We start from the raw sequence: 15,013 nt of genomic DNA, 5'->3' as shown, positions 1-15,013 counted from the left end.
GGGCGGTATGCTAGCATACGTGCCCCGCTAAACACCCATTCCTGCGACGTGAAGCGTTCTCAGGATGACCATGAATTGTTCGAGAGTTCTGTCGATGACCCATCCTGCCCTGATTGATGAGCTGAAGACCCTGGTTGAGCCTGGCAAGGTCCTGACCGATGCTGACTCCCTTGAGGCTTACGGCAAGGACTGGACCAAGCATTTCGCGCCGGCCCCGGTGGCCATCGTCTTCCCGAAGACCACCGAACAGGTGCAGGCCATCGTCCGTTGGGCCAATGAACACAAGGTGGCGCTGGTGCCGTCCGGTGGTCGTACCGGCTTGTCGGCCGCTGCGGTGGCGGCGAATGGCGAAGTGGTTGTGTCGTTCGACTATATGAACCAGATCCTCGACGTGAACCTCACCGACCGCACCGCCGTGTGCCAGCCGGGCGTGGTCACCAAGCATTTGCAGAACGTCGCTGAAGAAAAAGGCCTGTACTACCCGGTGGACTTCGCCTCGTCCGGTTCCAGCCAGATTGGCGGCAATATCGGCACCAATGCCGGCGGGATCAAGGTGATTCGCTACGGCATGACCCGTAACTGGGTGGCCGGCATGAAGGTCGTCACCGGCAAGGGCGACCTGCTGGAACTGAACAAAGACCTGATCAAGAACGCCACCGGCTACGACATGCGCCAACTGTTCATCGGCGCCGAAGGCACCCTGGGCTTTGTGGTGGAAGCCACCATGCGCCTGGACCGTGCGCCGAAAAACCTCACCGCCATGGTGCTCGGCACCACCGATTTCGACTCGATCATGCCGGTGCTGCACGCGTTCCAAAGCAAGCTGGACCTGACGGCCTTCGAGTTCTTCTCCGACAAGGCCCTGGCCAAAGTCCTCGGTCGCGGCGACGTACCGGCGCCGTTCGAGTCCGACTGCCCGTTCTACGCGCTGCTGGAATTTGAAGCGACCACTGAGGAAGTGGCCAACCAGGCCCTGGAAACCTTCGAACACTGCGTGGAGCAGGGCTGGGTGCTGGACGGCGTGATGAGCCAGAGCGAAACCCAGCTGCACAACCTGTGGAAGCTGCGCGAATACATCTCCGAGACCATTTCCCACTGGACGCCGTACAAGAACGACATTTCGGTGACTGTGTCGAAAGTGCCGGCCTTCCTCAAGGAAATCGACGCGATCGTCGGCGAACACTACCCGGACTTCGAAATCGTCTGGTTCGGTCATATCGGTGACGGCAACCTGCACTTGAACATCCTCAAGCCGGAAAACCTGAGCAAGGACGAGTTCTTCGCCAAGTGTGCCACCGTCAACAAGTGGGTGTTCGAGACCGTGCAGAAGTACAACGGCTCGATCTCCGCCGAACACGGCGTGGGCATGACCAAGCGCGATTACCTGACCTACAGCCGTTCGCCGGTTGAAATTGAATACATGAAGGCAGTGAAAGCGGTGTTCGACCCTAACGGGATCATGAACCCGGGCAAGATTTTCGCTGTTTAACAGTCCCTGAAGGAGTCGGTCCATGAGCTACCAGCACAAGTATGTCGACGGCACCAATATTCACTTTCCCCTGGGGAAAGTGGTGTGCATCGGGCGTAACTACGCCGAACACGCCAAGGAACTGGATAACCCGGTACCGACCGAGCCGCTGCTGTTTATCAAGCCCGGCAGCTGCGTGGTGGCACTGGAAGGCGGTTTCGCCATTCCTACCGAGCGCGGTTCGGTGCATTACGAAGCGGAAATCGCGGTGTTGATCGGCAAGCCGTTGTCGGCCAAGCCGAGCCGCGAGGAAGTGCTGGACGCCATCTCCGGCTTCGCTCCGGCCCTGGACCTGACCCTGCGCGACAAGCAGGCCGAGCTGAAAGCCAAGGGCCTGCCGTGGGAAATCGCCAAGTCGTTTGATGGCGCGGCGGTGATTGCCCCGTTCGTCGTCGGCAGCACCTTCCCGGACGTGACCGACATCGGCATCCGCCTGACCATCAACGGCGAAGTGCGCCAGGACGGCAACAGCGCGATCATGCTCAACCCGATCATCCCGATGATCCAGTACATGGCCGGCTGCTTCTCGCTGCAGGCCGGGGATGTGATCCTTACGGGCACGCCGGTGGGCGTGGGCCCGCTGAATGTGGGTGATGAGCTGGTGCTGGAATTGCCGGGTGTGAGCCGCTTCGAAAGCAGCGTTCGCTAAGACACGGTCAAAAATGTGGGAGCCGGGCTTGCCCGCGATGACGGTGTGTCAGTCGCCTTGAATGTTGACTGACCCGCCGCCATCGCGGGCAAGCCCGGCTCCCACATTGTTTTGTGTTTGCCTGGAAATATCGGTTTTTGCATTTTTTTCACACCCCATCCGGATAATCCTCAGCCTCCTGCGCGCGGACCTTGTGATCCTGTGCTATCCCCTAAAGCTGACTTTCTGGAAAGCGTAATGGCCGTGCCCCTCCCTTCCGTAAAACCCACGTTGCGTTCCCGCCTCGCCATGCGCTGGTATTCCTGGTTGTTCCTGGCCGGTGCCATCATCTATGGCGTTGCCTGGGCGATGCACTGGGACGACCGTGGCTTGCTGTGGGTCGCAGAACGCTTCGAAACCCCGAGCGAGCGCCTGCAAAGCGTCTGGCTCCCGGACTACCACGCGGTGATCGACGCCAAGCTGCTGCCCGGCATGGAGAAGGACGAAGCCTCGGACCTGACCTATAACCCGCAGACCAAGACCCTGTTCTCGGTGATGGGCAAGAACCCGTTCCTGGTTGAATTGACCCTGCAAGGCGACGTGCTGCGCAAGATGCCGCTGAACGGTTGGAACAACCCCGAAGGCGTGACCATGATGGAAAACGGCCTGATGGCCGTGGTCGACGAGCGTCAGCACAGCCTGACCCTCATCAAGGTCGACCCGCAGACCCAGCAGTTGAACAAAGCCGACTTCCCGTCCTACGACCTCGGCCCGTCGAAAGACCAGAACAAAGCCTTTGAAGCGGTCACCTGGGACAAGCGCAACCAGCAGCTGATCCTCGGCGAAGAGCGGCCACCAGCCCTGTTCACCTGGAAAAGCGACGGCAGCCAGACCCTCACCGGTGACAAACACAAGCTCGCCAGTACCGAATTGGACATGCGCAACCTCTCGGCACTCGCCGTCGACCCGCGCACCGGCCATCTGCTGGCGCTGTCGGCCGATTCCCACCTGCTGCTGGAACTGGACGAGAAAGGTGAGCAAGTCAGCTTCATGACCCTGCTTGGCGGCTTCAATGGCTTGAAGAACACCATTCCCCGTGCCGAAGGCGTGACGATGGACGAGAACGGCACGCTGTACTTGGTCAGTGAACCCAACCTGTTCTATCGCTTCGAGAAGCAGGCGCAGTAGTTCGATTACGTCAGATTTTTCTCTATCTGCGGCATCCGCCACACACCCGGGGCGTTTAAGTTTAAATTCAGGCGACCGTGATATTCATTCGCCAGTTTTTACTTTGAGCCCCGCCTCCGATGCGCCGACTTGCACGCCCCAAACCTGCTTTTTTCATCCTGATCCTGATCGCCCTGGTGGCTGTCGGCGTGGTCGCCCAGCAATTGCGCCTGTTCGAACGTGCCTGGTTCAATTGGCAGACCTGGCGTCATCCTGCCGGCGAGCATTCCATTGGCCTGGGGGATTACCGGGTGACCCTGGAGGCGCAGGTGATCGACGGCCTCGACGATGATGTCTCGGCCCTGACCTTTGATCCGGCGCGCAACAGCCTGTTTACCGTCACCAACAAGAATGCCGAGCTGGTGGAGCTGTCCCTGGACGGCAAAATCCTGCGGCGCATTGCGCTGGTGGGGTTTGGCGATGCCGAGGCGGTGGAGTACATCAGCGACAACACCTATGTGATCAGTGATGAGCGCCAGCAGCGGCTGATCAAGGTCCATGTGGATGACGACACCCGGTTCCTGGACGCCGCGGATGCCGAGCAAATGACCCTCGGCGTGCATCTGGGTGGCAACAATGGTTTTGAAGGCCTGGCCTATGACTCGGTGGGCAAGCGCCTGTTTGTGGCCAAGGAACGCGACCCGATGCTGATCTACGAGGTCCACGGTTTTCCCCATTTCAAACCGGAAAAAACCTACTCGGTGCACGTGATCAACAACCCCAAGCGCGATGCCGGGTTGTTTGTGCGCGACTTGTCGAGCCTGCAATACGATGAGCGCAGCGGCCATCTGCTGGCGCTGTCGGATGAGTCATTCCTGGTGCTGGAACTGGATATCGACGGTCGCCCCTTGAGCAGTCTGTCACTGCTCAAGGGGCGCCATGGCCTGAAGCAACGCGTGCCTCAGGCCGAAGGGATCGCCATGGACAACGACGGCACGTTGTACATGGTCAGTGAGCCCAATCTGTTTTACGTCTTCAAAAAATAAACCCGATCCCGGCCATGGCGAGGATCGAATGTGGGAGCTGGCTTGCCTGCGATGCAGACGACGCGGTTTTTCAGTAGTGCCGAGGCGATGCCATCGTAGGCAAGCCAGCTCCCACACTTTTATGCCTTGAGGGTTTTCACGCCTTCCGGGGTGCCCAGCAGCAGTACGTCAGCCGGACGGGCGGCGAACAGGCCGTTGGTGACCACGCCGACGATGGCATTGATCGAGCGCTCCAGCTCCACCGGGTTGGTGATCTGCATGTTGAACACGTCGATGATGATGTTGCCGTTGTCGGTCAGCACGCCTTCGCGGTACACCGGGTCGCCGCCCAGTTTCACCAGCTCGCGGGCCACGTGGCTGCGGGCCATCGGGATCACTTCCACCGGCAGCGGGAACGCGCCGAGTACCGGCACCAGTTTGCTGGCGTCGGCGATGCAGATGAAGGTCTTGGCCACGGCCGCGACGATCTTCTCGCGGGTCAGGGCTGCGCCGCCGCCCTTGATCAGGTTCAGGTGGGCGTCGCTTTCATCGGCGCCGTCGACGTAGAACTCCAGGTCGCTGACGGTGTTCAGCTCATACACCGGAATACCATGGCCCTTGAGGCGCGCAGCGGTGGCTTCGGAACTGGCGACCGCGCCGTCGAACGCGCCCTTGTGCAGGGCCAACGCATCGATAAAGCAATTGGCGGTGGAACCGGTGCCGACACCGACGATGCTTTTATCGTCGAGTTTAGGAAGGATTAAATCGACGGCGGCCTGGGCCACTGCCTGTTTGAGTTGATCCTGGGTCATGCGGGCTCCGGAACGGGCGGGGAGTAAAGAGGGGCGCGAGTATAACCCAACAAAACCTCGGTTTTCGTGTGGTCGCCCGGCCAAACGCTGGGTTAGACTCCTTGGCCCTGCCCAACCCGCCCAGTGATGCTTTCCGATGCTTGAACAGTACGTCAAAAAGATCCTCACCTCGCGCGTTTACGACGTTGCCGTAGAAACCCCGCTGCAGACCGCCCGCCAGCTCTCCGAGCGCCTGGGCAACAAGGTCTGGCTCAAGCGCGAAGACTTGCAGCCGGTGTTCTCGTTCAAGATTCGCGGTGCCTACAACAAGCTGACCCAGCTGAGCGCCGAAGAACGTGCGCGTGGTGTGGTCACCGCCTCGGCGGGCAACCATGCCCAGGGCCTGGCCCTGGCGGCCAAGGTGCTGGGGGTCAAGGCCACCATCGTGATGCCCAAGACCACCCCCGAGATCAAGGTCGAAGGCGTGCGCTCCCGTGGCGGCAAAGTGGTGCTGCACGGGGATTCTTTCCCGGAGGCGTTGGCGTATTCGCTGAAGCTGGTCGACGAAAAAGGCTACGTCTACATTCACCCCTACGATGATCCGCACACCATTGCCGGGCAGGGCACCGTGGCGATGGAGATCCTGCGTCAGCACCCGGGGCCGCTGGACGCGATTTTCGTCCCGGTGGGCGGCGGCGGCCTGATCGCCGGTATCGCGGCGTACGTGAAGTACCTGCGGCCCGAAATCAAGATCATCGGCGTCGAGCCTGACGACTCCAACTGCCTGCAAGCCGCCATGGCCGCGGGCGAACGCGTGGTATTGCCGACCGTAGGCATCTTCGCCGACGGCGTGGCGGTGGCGCAGATCGGCCAGCACACCTTCGACATCTGCAAGGATTACGTGGACGAAGTGATCACCGTCAGCACCGATGAAATCTGCGCGGCGATCAAGGACATCTACGACGACACCCGTTCGATCACCGAGCCGGCCGGCGCCCTGGGCGTGGCGGGTATCAAGAAGTACGTCGAGACCCGTGGCATCACCGGGCAAACCCTGGTGGCCATCGATTCCGGGGCCAACGTCAACTTCGACCGCCTACGCCACGTGGCCGAGCGCGCCGAGCTGGGTGAAGGCCGCGAAGCCATCATCGCCGTGACCATCCCCGAGAAACCGGGCAGCTTCAAGGCCTTCTGCGAAGCCGTGGGCAAGCGCCAGATCACCGAATTCAACTACCGCTACCATTCCGGCCGTGAGGCGCACATTTTTGTCGGCGTGCAGACCCATCCGGAAAACGACCCGCGCAGCGCGCTGATCGCCAGCCTCACCAGCCAGGGTTTCCCGGTGCTGGACCTGACGGAAAACGAGCTGGCCAAGCTGCACATCCGTCATATGGTCGGCGGCCATGCGGCGCACGTCAGCGATGAAGTGGTGTTTCGCTTCGAATTTCCGGAGCGTCCGGGTGCACTGTTCAACTTTCTTAACAAATTGGGCGGGCGCTGGAACATCTCGATGTTCCATTATCGCAACCACGGCGCCGCCGACGGGCGCGTGGTGGCTGGCCTGCAAGTGCCGGCGGACGAGCGCCACCTGGTGCCGGCGGCGCTGGAAGCCATTGGCTACCCCTACTGGGATGAAAGTGATAACCCGGCCTACCAGCTGTTCCTCGGTTGAGCGACTACGCTGACTGGGCGGCCTTCAAGGAATAGAGAACATGGAAACGCTGACCACCCTTAAAGTTATCCACATCGCGGCCACGGTGTTGCTGCTGCTCAGCGGCCTCGCCCTGGCGGTGCTGGCCTGGCGCAAGCGCAGCGCGGGGCCGGCCGATACCGTGCAGCGGCCGTGGGTGTTTGTGTGGTTGTTGATGGGCATTTGCGTGGTGAGCATGCCGTTCACCGGCTGGTGGCTGGCGCACTTGATGGGCTGGCCGCTGGGGCAAACCTGGATTCTGGGCTCGAGTGTGATCTACACCGTGGCGGCACTGAGCTGGTTCTGGCTGGTGGCGCGGCTTAATCGACTGCGGTTGGGCGGGGCGGGGAGTGTGAACTTCACCGTGGCGCTGGCGGTGGTGAGCCTGGTGGGGTTTGTGGCGATTGCCGGGTTGATGGGCGCCAAGCCGGTTTAAGGCTTGGGACCGAGTTGCCTTCATCGCGGGCAAGCCCGGCTCCCACATTGGACCCTGTTCACAAATCAAAATGTGTGAATACATTCAAGTGTGGGAGCTGGCTTGCCTGCGATGGCGTCCTCAGCCGCGCAGGCTAATCACCGGCCAGCCACGCTTCTGGGCTTCAGCCCGCAGATTCGGATCCGGATCCACCGCCACCGCGTGCGTCACCTGCTCCAGCAGCGGCAGGTCATTCATCGAGTCGCTGTAGAAGTAGCTGTCCTCCAGGTTGTACCCGGTCTCTTCCAGCCAACGATTCAAGCGCGTCACCTTGCCCTCGCGAAAGCACGGGATATCCGTACTGCGCCCGGTGTAACGGCCATCCTGCATCTCGCATTCCGTGGCAATCAGGGTCTCAACCCCCAGCCGCTCGGCAATCGGTGCGGTCACAAAGCGGTTGGTCGCGGTGATGATCACCAGCTTGTCGCCCGCCGCCCGATGCTTGGCCAGCAATTCAATCGCCTGTGGCAGCAGGATCGGCTCGATGCAGTCGCGCATGTAGTCGCGGTGCCATTCATCCAGCTGGGCCATCTCGGTGCGACCGAGGATTTCCAGGCAGAAGTTCAGGTACTCGGCGTTATCCAGCTTGCCGGCCAGGTAATCCTGGTAGAACTCATCGTTGCGGGCCTTGTAGGCCACCGCGTCGAGAATCCCGCGTTCACAGAGGTAATCGCCCCAGGCGTGATCGCTGTCACCCCCCAAAAGCGTGTTGTCCAAGTCGAATAAAGCCAGGCGCATTGCAGTTACTCGCTGAAAAGTCTGTAAAAAGGCGTCCAGAATACGGTCTTTTCACAAGAGTGCACATAAGGTAAGCAGCCTCGTTGCCGCTGTATCAATCTTTGTGGAACAATGCGGTGACATGCGTTTGCGAGGTTGTTGCCGTGATCGACCCCGATGGTTTCCGTCCTAATGTCGGGATTATTCTTACGAATGATGCCGGACAGGTGCTATGGGCTCGCCGTATCAACCAAGATGCCTGGCAGTTTCCTCAAGGCGGAATCAACCCCGACGAAACCCCTGAAGACGCCTTGTACCGTGAGTTGAACGAAGAAGTAGGCCTGGAACGCGAAGATGTGCAAATTCTGGCCTGCACCCGAGGCTGGTTGCGCTATCGTTTGCCGCAACGTCTGGTGCGTACCCACAGCCAACCGCTGTGCATCGGCCAGAAACAGAAATGGTTTCTCCTGCGCCTGATCTCCAACGAGCAGCGGGTGCGGATGGATTTGACCGGTAAACCGGAGTTCGATGGCTGGCGCTGGGTCAGTTATTGGTATCCGTTGGGCCAGGTGGTGACATTCAAGCGCGAGGTTTATCGTCGCGCTCTTAAAGAGCTTGCCCCGCGCCTTTTAGCGCGCGACTGACGACGGAGTTCGACCCCGAGCCATGCTCAATACGCTGCGCAAGATCGTCCAGGAAGTTAACTCCGCCAAGGATCTCAAGGCGGCGTTGGGGATTATTGTGTTGCGCGTCAAGGAAGCCATGGGCAGCCAGGTCTGCTCGGTTTACCTGCTGGACCCCGAGACCAACCGTTTTGTCCTGATGGCCACCGAGGGCTTGAACAAGCGCTCCATCGGCAAGGTCAGCATGGCGCCCAATGAAGGTCTGGTGGGCCTGGTGGGGACGCGTGAAGAACCCCTGAACCTCGAAAACGCGGCCGACCACCCGCGTTATCGCTACTTTGCCGAAACCGGCGAAGAGCGCTACGCCTCGTTCCTCGGTGCGCCGATCATTCACCACCGCCGCGTTGTCGGCGTGTTGGTCATCCAGCAAAAAGAACGCCGCCAGTTCGACGAAGGCGAAGAAGCCTTCCTCGTGACCATGAGCGCGCAGCTCGCCGGGGTTATCGCCCACGCCGAGGCCACCGGCTCGATTCGCGGCCTGGGGCGCCAGGGCAAGGGCATCCAGGAAGCCAAGTTCGTCGGCGTACCGGGTTCGCCGGGTGCAGCCGTCGGTACCGCCGTGGTCATGCTGCCGCCGGCCGACCTGGACGTGGTGCCGGACAAGACCGTCACCGACATCGACGCTGAAATCATCCTGTTCAAGACCGCCCTCGAAGGCGTGCGCAATGACATGCGCACCCTGTCGACCAAGCTGGCCACCCAGCTGCGGCCTGAAGAGCGGGCGCTGTTCGACGTGTACCTGATGATGCTCGACGACGCGTCCCTGGGCAGCGAAGTCAAGGACGTGATCAAGACCGGTCAATGGGCCCAGGGCGCGCTGCGCCAGGTGGTCACCGATCACGTCAACCGTTTCGAATTGATGGACGACGCCTATCTGCGCGAACGCGCCTCGGACGTGAAGGACCTCGGTCGCCGTCTGCTGGCCTACCTGCAGGAAGAGCGCTCGACCACGTTGGTGTACCCCGACAACACCATCCTGATCAGTGAAGAACTGACCGCCACCATGCTCGGCGAAGTGCCCGAAGGCAAACTGGTGGGCCTGGTTTCGGTATTGGGTTCGGGCAACTCCCACGTCGCGATCCTGGCTCGGGCCATGGGCATTCCGACGGTGATGGGCCTGGTGGACCTGCCGTATTCCAAGGTCGACGGCATCGAAATGATCGTCGACGGCTACCACGGCGAGGTCTACACCAACCCCAGCGAAGTGCTGCGCAAGCAATACGCCGAAGTGGTGGAAGAGGAACGCCAGCTGTCCCAGGGCCTTGATGCCCTGCGGGAACTGCCGTGCGTGACCCTCGACGGCCACCGCGTGCCGCTGCTGGTCAACACCGGCCTGCTGGCGGACGTGGCCCGTGCTCAGCAGCGCGGCGCCGAAGGTGTTGGGTTGTACCGCACCGAAGTGCCGTTCATGATCAATCAGCGTTTTCCGAGTGAGAAGGAGCAGCTGGCGATTTATCGCGAGCAACTGTCCGCCTTCCATCCGTTACCGGTGACCATGCGCAGCCTGGACATTGGCGGCGACAAGTCACTGTCGTATTTCCCCATCAAGGAAGACAACCCCTTCCTTGGCTGGCGCGGTATTCGCGTTACCCTCGACCACCCTGAAATCTTCCTCGTCCAGACCCGCGCCATGCTCAAGGCCAGCGAAGGCCTGAACAACCTGCGCATTTTGCTGCCGATGATCTCCGGCACCCACGAGCTGGAAGAAGCCCTGCACCTGATCCACCGGGCCTGGGGCGAAGTGCGCGACGAAGGCGCCGACGTGCCGATGCCGCCGATTGGCGTGATGATCGAGATTCCGGCGGCGGTGTACCAGGCTAAAGAGCTGGCGCGGCAGGTGGACTTCCTGTCGGTGGGCTCCAACGACCTGACCCAGTACCTGCTGGCCGTGGACCGCAACAACCCGCGGGTGGCCGACCTTTACGACTACCTGCACCCGGCGGTGCTGCAAGCCTTGCAGAACGTGGTGCGCGACGCCCATGCCGAAGGCAAGCAAGTGAGTATCTGCGGCGAGATGGCCGGTGACCCGGCGGCGGCGGTGTTGTTGATGGCGATGGGCTTTGACAGCCTGTCGATGAACGCCACCAACTTGCCGAAGGTGAAATGGATGCTGCGCCAGATCAATTTGAGCCGGGCCAAGGAGCTGCTGGCGGAGTTGATGACCATCGACAACCCGCAAGTTATCCACAGCTCGCTGCAATTGGCGCTGAAGAACCTTGGGTTGGCGCGGATGATCAATCCGGCGTCTGCAAAAACCTTATAGAGGGGTAACGCGTACGTAGCAGCTGTCGAGCCTTGGCGAGGCTGCGTCCGCGGTGTGTCAGGCACACCGCTAACGCAGCCTCGCCAAGGCTCGACAGCTGCTACGTGAGTAATTACACCTTCAGTTCAACTTCACCCAACTGCCCACCATATGGCCCAAAACTGCGCTCCACGATATGCCGCGTCCCGTCGGCATTCACAATCAGCGCCGTGCTCGCCCGCGTCCCATAGCTGGGGCTGGTAATAAACACACTCGACAATAAACTCTCCGTCGCCAACCCCACGCCGGTGTCCGGCAGGTCGGCAAACGGTGCGGTTTGCGGGTCGCTCAAAATCCCCAGCAAGGCCTCAGGCTGCGGATCTTCCAATAAGGCCTCCAGCGCCGCCTTGGCCTTCACCAACTTCGGCCAGGGCGTATCCAGCCCGGCATTGGATAACCCATAAACCCCTGCCACCAATTGACTCGGCGCTGAATCCTTGGCGTTGTAATGCCACAGTTCATCCCGCGTTCCGACCAACAGGTTAAACCCGGCATATTCAATTGACCTGCCGTTAACATCGGCCAAATAGTCGTCAATCGGCAGCGAACCACTGAGAAAGCGCGCTACCAACTCACCCCTGGACTTGCGCGCCGGCGGCTGGTGCGGATCCCGAATATTGGTCAGCGCCGCAAAGCGCCCATCTGCGCCAACCCCCAGCCAGGTCCCGCCCGCTTCCTGGTCGCGGCCCGCGTAAACATGAGGCACATCCAGCCATTGGGCCAACGGCAAGCTGGGCCGGGCATAAAATTCATCACGGTTGGCCGCGACGATCAGCGGCTGGGCGTGGCCCGGCCGCCAGGCGAAAACAATCAGGCACATAAGGCGATCCCTTTGTGTTTTGCCCACTCTACCCATAGAACCCTGTGCTTTGCATCCGTTAACATGCCGGTCTGTTTTCGGGGGCTGCCATGGAATTTCTGCTGTATTTGCTGCTGGGTTCCTGTGCGGGCATGCTCGCGGGGCTGTTCGGCGTGGGCGGCGGCATCATTATTGTGCCGGTGCTGGTGTTCAGTTTCACCTTGCAGGGCTTTGATCCCTCGGTGCTGACCCACCTGGCTGTGGGCACGTCCCTGGCGTCTATTATCTTCACGTCGGTGAATGCGGTGCGTGAGCATCACCGACGCGGCGCGGTGCGCTGGCCGATCTTCGTATGGATGGCCGTGGGCATCCTGCTGGGCGCAGGCGTCGGCGCGCTGACCGCCGAGGCGATCTCCGGGCCGCATCTACAGAAAATCATTGGTGTATTCGCCCTGGTGATCGCCGTGCAGATGACCCTGGAGCTCAAGCCCAAGGCCAGCCGCCAGGTGCCGGGTAAGCTGGGCCTGACGTTGGCGGGCGGGGTGATTGGCTGGTCGTCGGCGATTTTCGGTACGGGTGGCGGTTCGTTGACCGTGCCGTTCCTGACCTGGCGCAGCGTGCCGATGCAGCAGGCGGTGGCCACTTCATCGGCCTGCGGCTTGCCGATTGCCCTGGCCAGTGCGTTAAGTTTCATGATTCTGGGCTGGCATGATCCGCTGCTGCCCGATCATAGTCTCGGCTTTGTGTATTTGCCGGCGCTGCTGGGCATTGCCCTGACCAGCATGGTGGCCGCCCGTTTCGGCGCGCGCCTGGCGCACCGGTTGTCGCCGCGCTTGCTCAAGCGGCTGTTCGCCGGGCTGCTGTTTTGCGTAGGGCTGAATTTTTTGCTGTAACGCAGGCTTAATCGCGCACCGGCATGGTCCGATGCGCCATGACTATTGATTTAACGAGGAGTCGCAATGCTGCCTTACCCGCAGATCAACCCGGTGGCCGTGGCCATCGGTCCGCTGCAAATCCACTGGTACGGGTTGATGTACCTGATCGGCATCGGCGGTGCCTGGCTGCTGGCTTCCCGGCGCCTGAACCGTTTCGACCCGACCTGGACCAAGGAGAAGCTCTCCGACATGGTGTTCTGGATGTCGATGGGGGTCATCGTCGGCGGACGCCTGGGGTATGTGCTGTTCTACGACCTGCCAGCCTACATCGCCAACCCGACGCTGATCTTCGAGGTGTGGAAGGGCGGCATGGCGTTCCACGGCGGGTTTGTGGGCGTGATGATCGCCGCCTGGTGGTTTGGCCGGCGTAACGGCAAGTCGTTCTTCCAGTTGATGGACTTCGTCGCCCCGTTCGTGCCGATTGGCCTGGGTGCCGGGCGTATCGGTAACTTCATCAACGCCGAATTGTGGGGCAAGCCGAGCGATGTGCCGTGGGCCATGGTGTTCCCGCCGTTCAGCGACCCGGCGCAGTTGCCTCGTCACCCGTCGCAGCTGTACCAGTTCGCCCTGGAAGGTGTGGCGTTGTTCCTGATCCTTTATATCTTCTCGCGCAAGCCACGCCCAACCATGGCCGTGTCGGGCATGTTCGCGTTGTTCTACGGGATCTTCCGCTTTATCGTCGAGTTCGTCCGGGTGCCGGATGCGCAGTTGGGCTACCTGGCGTGGGGCTGGGTGACCATGGGTCAGATTCTCAGCCTGCCGATGATCATCGCCGGCCTGGGCCTGCTGTGGTGGGCTTACAATCGCCCCCAAGGCATCAAGAACACCGCGCTTTAAATTCGAACGCCGGGGCCCGAGGGTCCCGGCTTCAACGATACAGGTATACACATGAAGCAATATCTCGAACTACTGAACGATGTCGTGACCAATGGCCTGACCAAGGGCGACCGCACCGGCACCGGCACCAAGGCCGTGTTTGCCCGTCAGTTTCGGCATAGCTTGGCCGACGGCTTCCCGCTGCTGACCACCAAGAAGCTTCACTTCAAAAGCATCGCCAACGAATTGATCTGGATGTTGAGCGGCAACACCAACATCAAGTGGCTGAATGAAAACGGCGTAAAGATCTGGGACGAATGGGCCACCGAAGACGGCGACCTGGGCCCGGTGTACGGCGAGCAGTGGACCGCCTGGCCAACCAAGGACGGCGGCAAGATTAACCAGATCGACTACATGGTCGAGACGTTGAAGACCAACCCCAACAGCCGCCGCATCCTGTTCCACGGCTGGAACGTCGAGTACCTGCCGGACGAGACCAAAAGCCCCCAGCAAAACGCCCGCGACGGCAAGCAGGCCCTGCCGCCGTGCCACCTGCTGTACCAGGCGTTTGTGCATGACGGTCACCTGTCGATGCAGTTGTATATCCGCAGCTCCGACGTATTCCTCGGCCTGCCGTACAACACCGCGGCCCTGGCGTTGCTCACCCATATGCTGGCCCAGCAGTGCGACCTGATCCCTCACGAGATCATCGTCACCACGGGCGACACCCATGCGTACAGCAACCATATGGAACAGATCCAGACCCAGCTGGCGCGCACGCCGAAGAAGCTGCCGGAACTGGTGATCAAGCGCAAACCCGAGTCGATCTACGATTACAAATTCGAAGACTTTGAAATCGTGGGCTACGACGCCGACCCGAGCATCAAGGCTGATGTAGCGATCTGAGACCGCAGTGTCTGCATCGCAGGCAAGCCCGCTCCCACAGTTGAAATGCATTCCCCTGTGGGAGCGGGCTTGCCCGCGATGGCGCCAAGCTTCTCAATGGCCGTGGCTCCTGCCCACATGCGAGGGCTCAGCCTCGCTGGCCGCGACACTCCCGCTGACTTCCAGCCGCTGCAAAATTCCGCACTGATCCAGGTCCGGCCCACCGCCACAGCGTTGGCGCAGGTCGAGCAACTGTTCCTGCAACGCCAGCAGCCCGTCGATCCGCGCCTTGACGTGGTGAATGTGCTCGTCGATCAATGCGTTCACGCTTTCGCACTGGTCCTGAGGGCTGTCCCGCAGGCCCAGCAGGCTGCGAATCTCCTCAAGGGTCATGTCCAGACTGCGGCAATTGCGGATAAACACCAGCCGTTCGGTGTGCGCCTGGGTGTACAGGCGGTAGTTCCCGTCGCTGCGCGCAGGCGGCGGCAGCAGGCCTTCCTTCTCGTAATAACGGATGGTTTCCACATGGCAATCCGTCAATTTTGCCAATTCGCCGATCTTCATCGCAGCAA

15 protein-coding genes are annotated in these 15,013 nt (G+C 61.0%); 11 read left to right on the top strand and 4 right to left on the bottom strand.

Annotation, left to right across the window (positions count from 1 at the left end):
- Positions 1-94: 94 nt before the first annotated feature.
- The 4 genes from M2400_RS01440 to M2400_RS01425 all read left to right on the top strand — a co-directional run bounded on the left by M2400_RS01440 (position 95) and on the right by M2400_RS01425 (position 4,369).
- Positions 95-1,489, top strand: coding sequence for an FAD-binding oxidoreductase (locus tag M2400_RS01440; protein ID WP_259195538.1), 1,395 nt, complete (start codon positions 95-97; stop codon positions 1,487-1,489).
- A 22-nt stretch (positions 1,490-1,511) separates the two neighbouring features.
- Positions 1,512-2,177 (top strand): fumarylacetoacetate hydrolase family protein, encoded by a 666-nt coding sequence (locus M2400_RS01435; RefSeq protein ID WP_177043831.1) that lies wholly within the window; start codon positions 1,512-1,514, stop codon positions 2,175-2,177.
- Between the two features lie 237 nt (positions 2,178-2,414).
- Complete coding sequence (locus tag M2400_RS01430) at positions 2,415-3,344, top strand: SdiA-regulated domain-containing protein (protein WP_259195540.1); 930 nt, start codon at positions 2,415-2,417, stop codon at positions 3,342-3,344.
- 119 nt (positions 3,345-3,463) lie between these two features.
- Entirely contained in the window at positions 3,464-4,369 is a 906-nt protein-coding gene (locus M2400_RS01425; protein ID WP_177043833.1) for an SdiA-regulated domain-containing protein, read from the top strand.
- Positions 4,370-4,488: 119 nt separating this feature from the next.
- Here the strand turns inward: M2400_RS01425 and rpiA are convergent, their stop codons facing one another.
- Positions 4,489-5,160 carry a ribose-5-phosphate isomerase RpiA gene (rpiA, locus tag M2400_RS01420; RefSeq protein ID WP_259195541.1) on the bottom strand — a complete coding sequence of 224 codons (672 nt, stop codon included), beginning with the start codon at positions 5,158-5,160 and terminating at the stop codon, positions 4,489-4,491.
- Between the two features lie 136 nt (positions 5,161-5,296).
- Here rpiA and ilvA point away from each other — a divergent pair, with 136 nt between their 5' ends.
- Complete coding sequence (gene ilvA, locus M2400_RS01415) at positions 5,297-6,811, top strand: threonine ammonia-lyase, biosynthetic (RefSeq protein WP_003213834.1); 1,515 nt, start codon at positions 5,297-5,299, stop codon at positions 6,809-6,811.
- 40 nt (positions 6,812-6,851) lie between these two features.
- Positions 6,852-7,265, top strand: a complete 414-nt coding sequence (locus M2400_RS01410) for a DUF2269 domain-containing protein (protein WP_259195542.1) — start codon at positions 6,852-6,854, stop codon at positions 7,263-7,265.
- A gap of 120 nt (positions 7,266-7,385) precedes the next feature.
- On the opposite strand, the gene M2400_RS01405 is transcribed toward M2400_RS01410, so the two are convergent.
- Positions 7,386-8,042: an HAD family phosphatase gene (locus M2400_RS01405; protein ID WP_177043835.1), complete on the bottom strand. Its 657-nt coding sequence runs from the start codon at positions 8,040-8,042 to the stop codon at positions 7,386-7,388.
- Positions 8,043-8,185: 143 nt separating this feature from the next.
- On the opposite strand from M2400_RS01405, the gene M2400_RS01400 reads away from it, so the two are divergent.
- Both M2400_RS01400 and ptsP read left to right on the top strand, forming a co-directional pair.
- Positions 8,186-8,665: an RNA pyrophosphohydrolase gene (locus tag M2400_RS01400; RefSeq protein ID WP_003176750.1), complete on the top strand. Its 480-nt coding sequence runs from the start codon at positions 8,186-8,188 to the stop codon at positions 8,663-8,665.
- A gap of 22 nt (positions 8,666-8,687) precedes the next feature.
- Positions 8,688-10,967: a phosphoenolpyruvate--protein phosphotransferase gene (gene ptsP / locus M2400_RS01395; RefSeq protein WP_010167790.1), complete on the top strand. Its 2,280-nt coding sequence runs from the start codon at positions 8,688-8,690 to the stop codon at positions 10,965-10,967.
- A 112-nt stretch (positions 10,968-11,079) separates the two neighbouring features.
- On the opposite strand, the gene M2400_RS01390 is transcribed toward ptsP, so the two are convergent.
- Positions 11,080-11,826, bottom strand: coding sequence for an NRDE family protein (locus tag M2400_RS01390; protein ID WP_259195543.1), 747 nt, complete (start codon positions 11,824-11,826; stop codon positions 11,080-11,082).
- Positions 11,827-11,915: 89 nt separating this feature from the next.
- On the opposite strand from M2400_RS01390, the gene M2400_RS01385 reads away from it, so the two are divergent.
- The 3 genes from M2400_RS01385 (at position 11,916) to M2400_RS01375 (ending at position 14,462) form a co-directional block, all read left to right on the top strand.
- Positions 11,916-12,698 carry a sulfite exporter TauE/SafE family protein gene (locus M2400_RS01385; RefSeq protein ID WP_177043837.1) on the top strand — a complete coding sequence of 261 codons (783 nt, stop codon included), beginning with the start codon at positions 11,916-11,918 and terminating at the stop codon, positions 12,696-12,698.
- Positions 12,699-12,764: 66 nt separating this feature from the next.
- Complete coding sequence (gene lgt / locus M2400_RS01380; RefSeq protein ID WP_010167785.1) at positions 12,765-13,577, top strand: prolipoprotein diacylglyceryl transferase; 813 nt, start codon at positions 12,765-12,767, stop codon at positions 13,575-13,577.
- 51 nt (positions 13,578-13,628) lie between these two features.
- The gene (locus tag M2400_RS01375; RefSeq protein WP_076013026.1) at positions 13,629-14,462 is read left to right on the top strand and encodes a thymidylate synthase; all 834 of its coding nucleotides are present in this window, start codon (positions 13,629-13,631) and stop codon (positions 14,460-14,462) included.
- 93 nt (positions 14,463-14,555) lie between these two features.
- Here the strand turns inward: M2400_RS01375 and cadR are convergent, their stop codons facing one another.
- Complete coding sequence (gene cadR / locus M2400_RS01370; protein ID WP_259195545.1) at positions 14,556-15,005, bottom strand: Cd(II)/Pb(II)-responsive transcriptional regulator; 450 nt, start codon at positions 15,003-15,005, stop codon at positions 14,556-14,558.
- Between the last annotated feature and the right edge of the window lie 8 nt (positions 15,006-15,013).

It is taken from the genome of Pseudomonas sp. BIGb0558, assembly GCF_024807515.1.
Taxonomy (GTDB): domain Bacteria; phylum Pseudomonadota; class Gammaproteobacteria; order Pseudomonadales; family Pseudomonadaceae; genus Aquipseudomonas; species Aquipseudomonas yamanorum_A.
Note: the sequence above shows the minus strand (reverse complement) of the source record. Positions and strands in the feature narration are given on the sequence as shown.

Coding starts and splice junctions, on each gene's coding strand:
- M2400_RS01440 (WP_259195538.1), top strand. CDS start 95: ATGACCCATCCTGCCCTGATTGATGAGCTGAAGACCCTGGTTGAGCCT.
- M2400_RS01435 (WP_177043831.1), top strand. CDS start 1,512: ATGAGCTACCAGCACAAGTATGTCGACGGCACCAATATTCACTTTCCC.
- M2400_RS01430 (WP_259195540.1), top strand. CDS start 2,415: ATGGCCGTGCCCCTCCCTTCCGTAAAACCCACGTTGCGTTCCCGCCTC.
- M2400_RS01425 (WP_177043833.1), top strand. CDS start 3,464: ATGCGCCGACTTGCACGCCCCAAACCTGCTTTTTTCATCCTGATCCTG.
- rpiA (WP_259195541.1), bottom strand. CDS start 5,160: ATGACCCAGGATCAACTCAAACAGGCAGTGGCCCAGGCCGCCGTCGAT.
- ilvA (WP_003213834.1), top strand. CDS start 5,297: ATGCTTGAACAGTACGTCAAAAAGATCCTCACCTCGCGCGTTTACGAC.
- M2400_RS01410 (WP_259195542.1), top strand. CDS start 6,852: ATGGAAACGCTGACCACCCTTAAAGTTATCCACATCGCGGCCACGGTG.
- M2400_RS01405 (WP_177043835.1), bottom strand. CDS start 8,042: ATGCGCCTGGCTTTATTCGACTTGGACAACACGCTTTTGGGGGGTGAC.
- ptsP (WP_010167790.1), top strand. CDS start 8,688: ATGCTCAATACGCTGCGCAAGATCGTCCAGGAAGTTAACTCCGCCAAG.
- M2400_RS01390 (WP_259195543.1), bottom strand. CDS start 11,826: ATGTGCCTGATTGTTTTCGCCTGGCGGCCGGGCCACGCCCAGCCGCTG.
- M2400_RS01385 (WP_177043837.1), top strand. CDS start 11,916: ATGGAATTTCTGCTGTATTTGCTGCTGGGTTCCTGTGCGGGCATGCTC.
- lgt (WP_010167785.1), top strand. CDS start 12,765: ATGCTGCCTTACCCGCAGATCAACCCGGTGGCCGTGGCCATCGGTCCG.
- M2400_RS01375 (WP_076013026.1), top strand. CDS start 13,629: ATGAAGCAATATCTCGAACTACTGAACGATGTCGTGACCAATGGCCTG.
- cadR (WP_259195545.1), bottom strand. CDS start 15,005: ATGAAGATCGGCGAATTGGCAAAATTGACGGATTGCCATGTGGAAACC.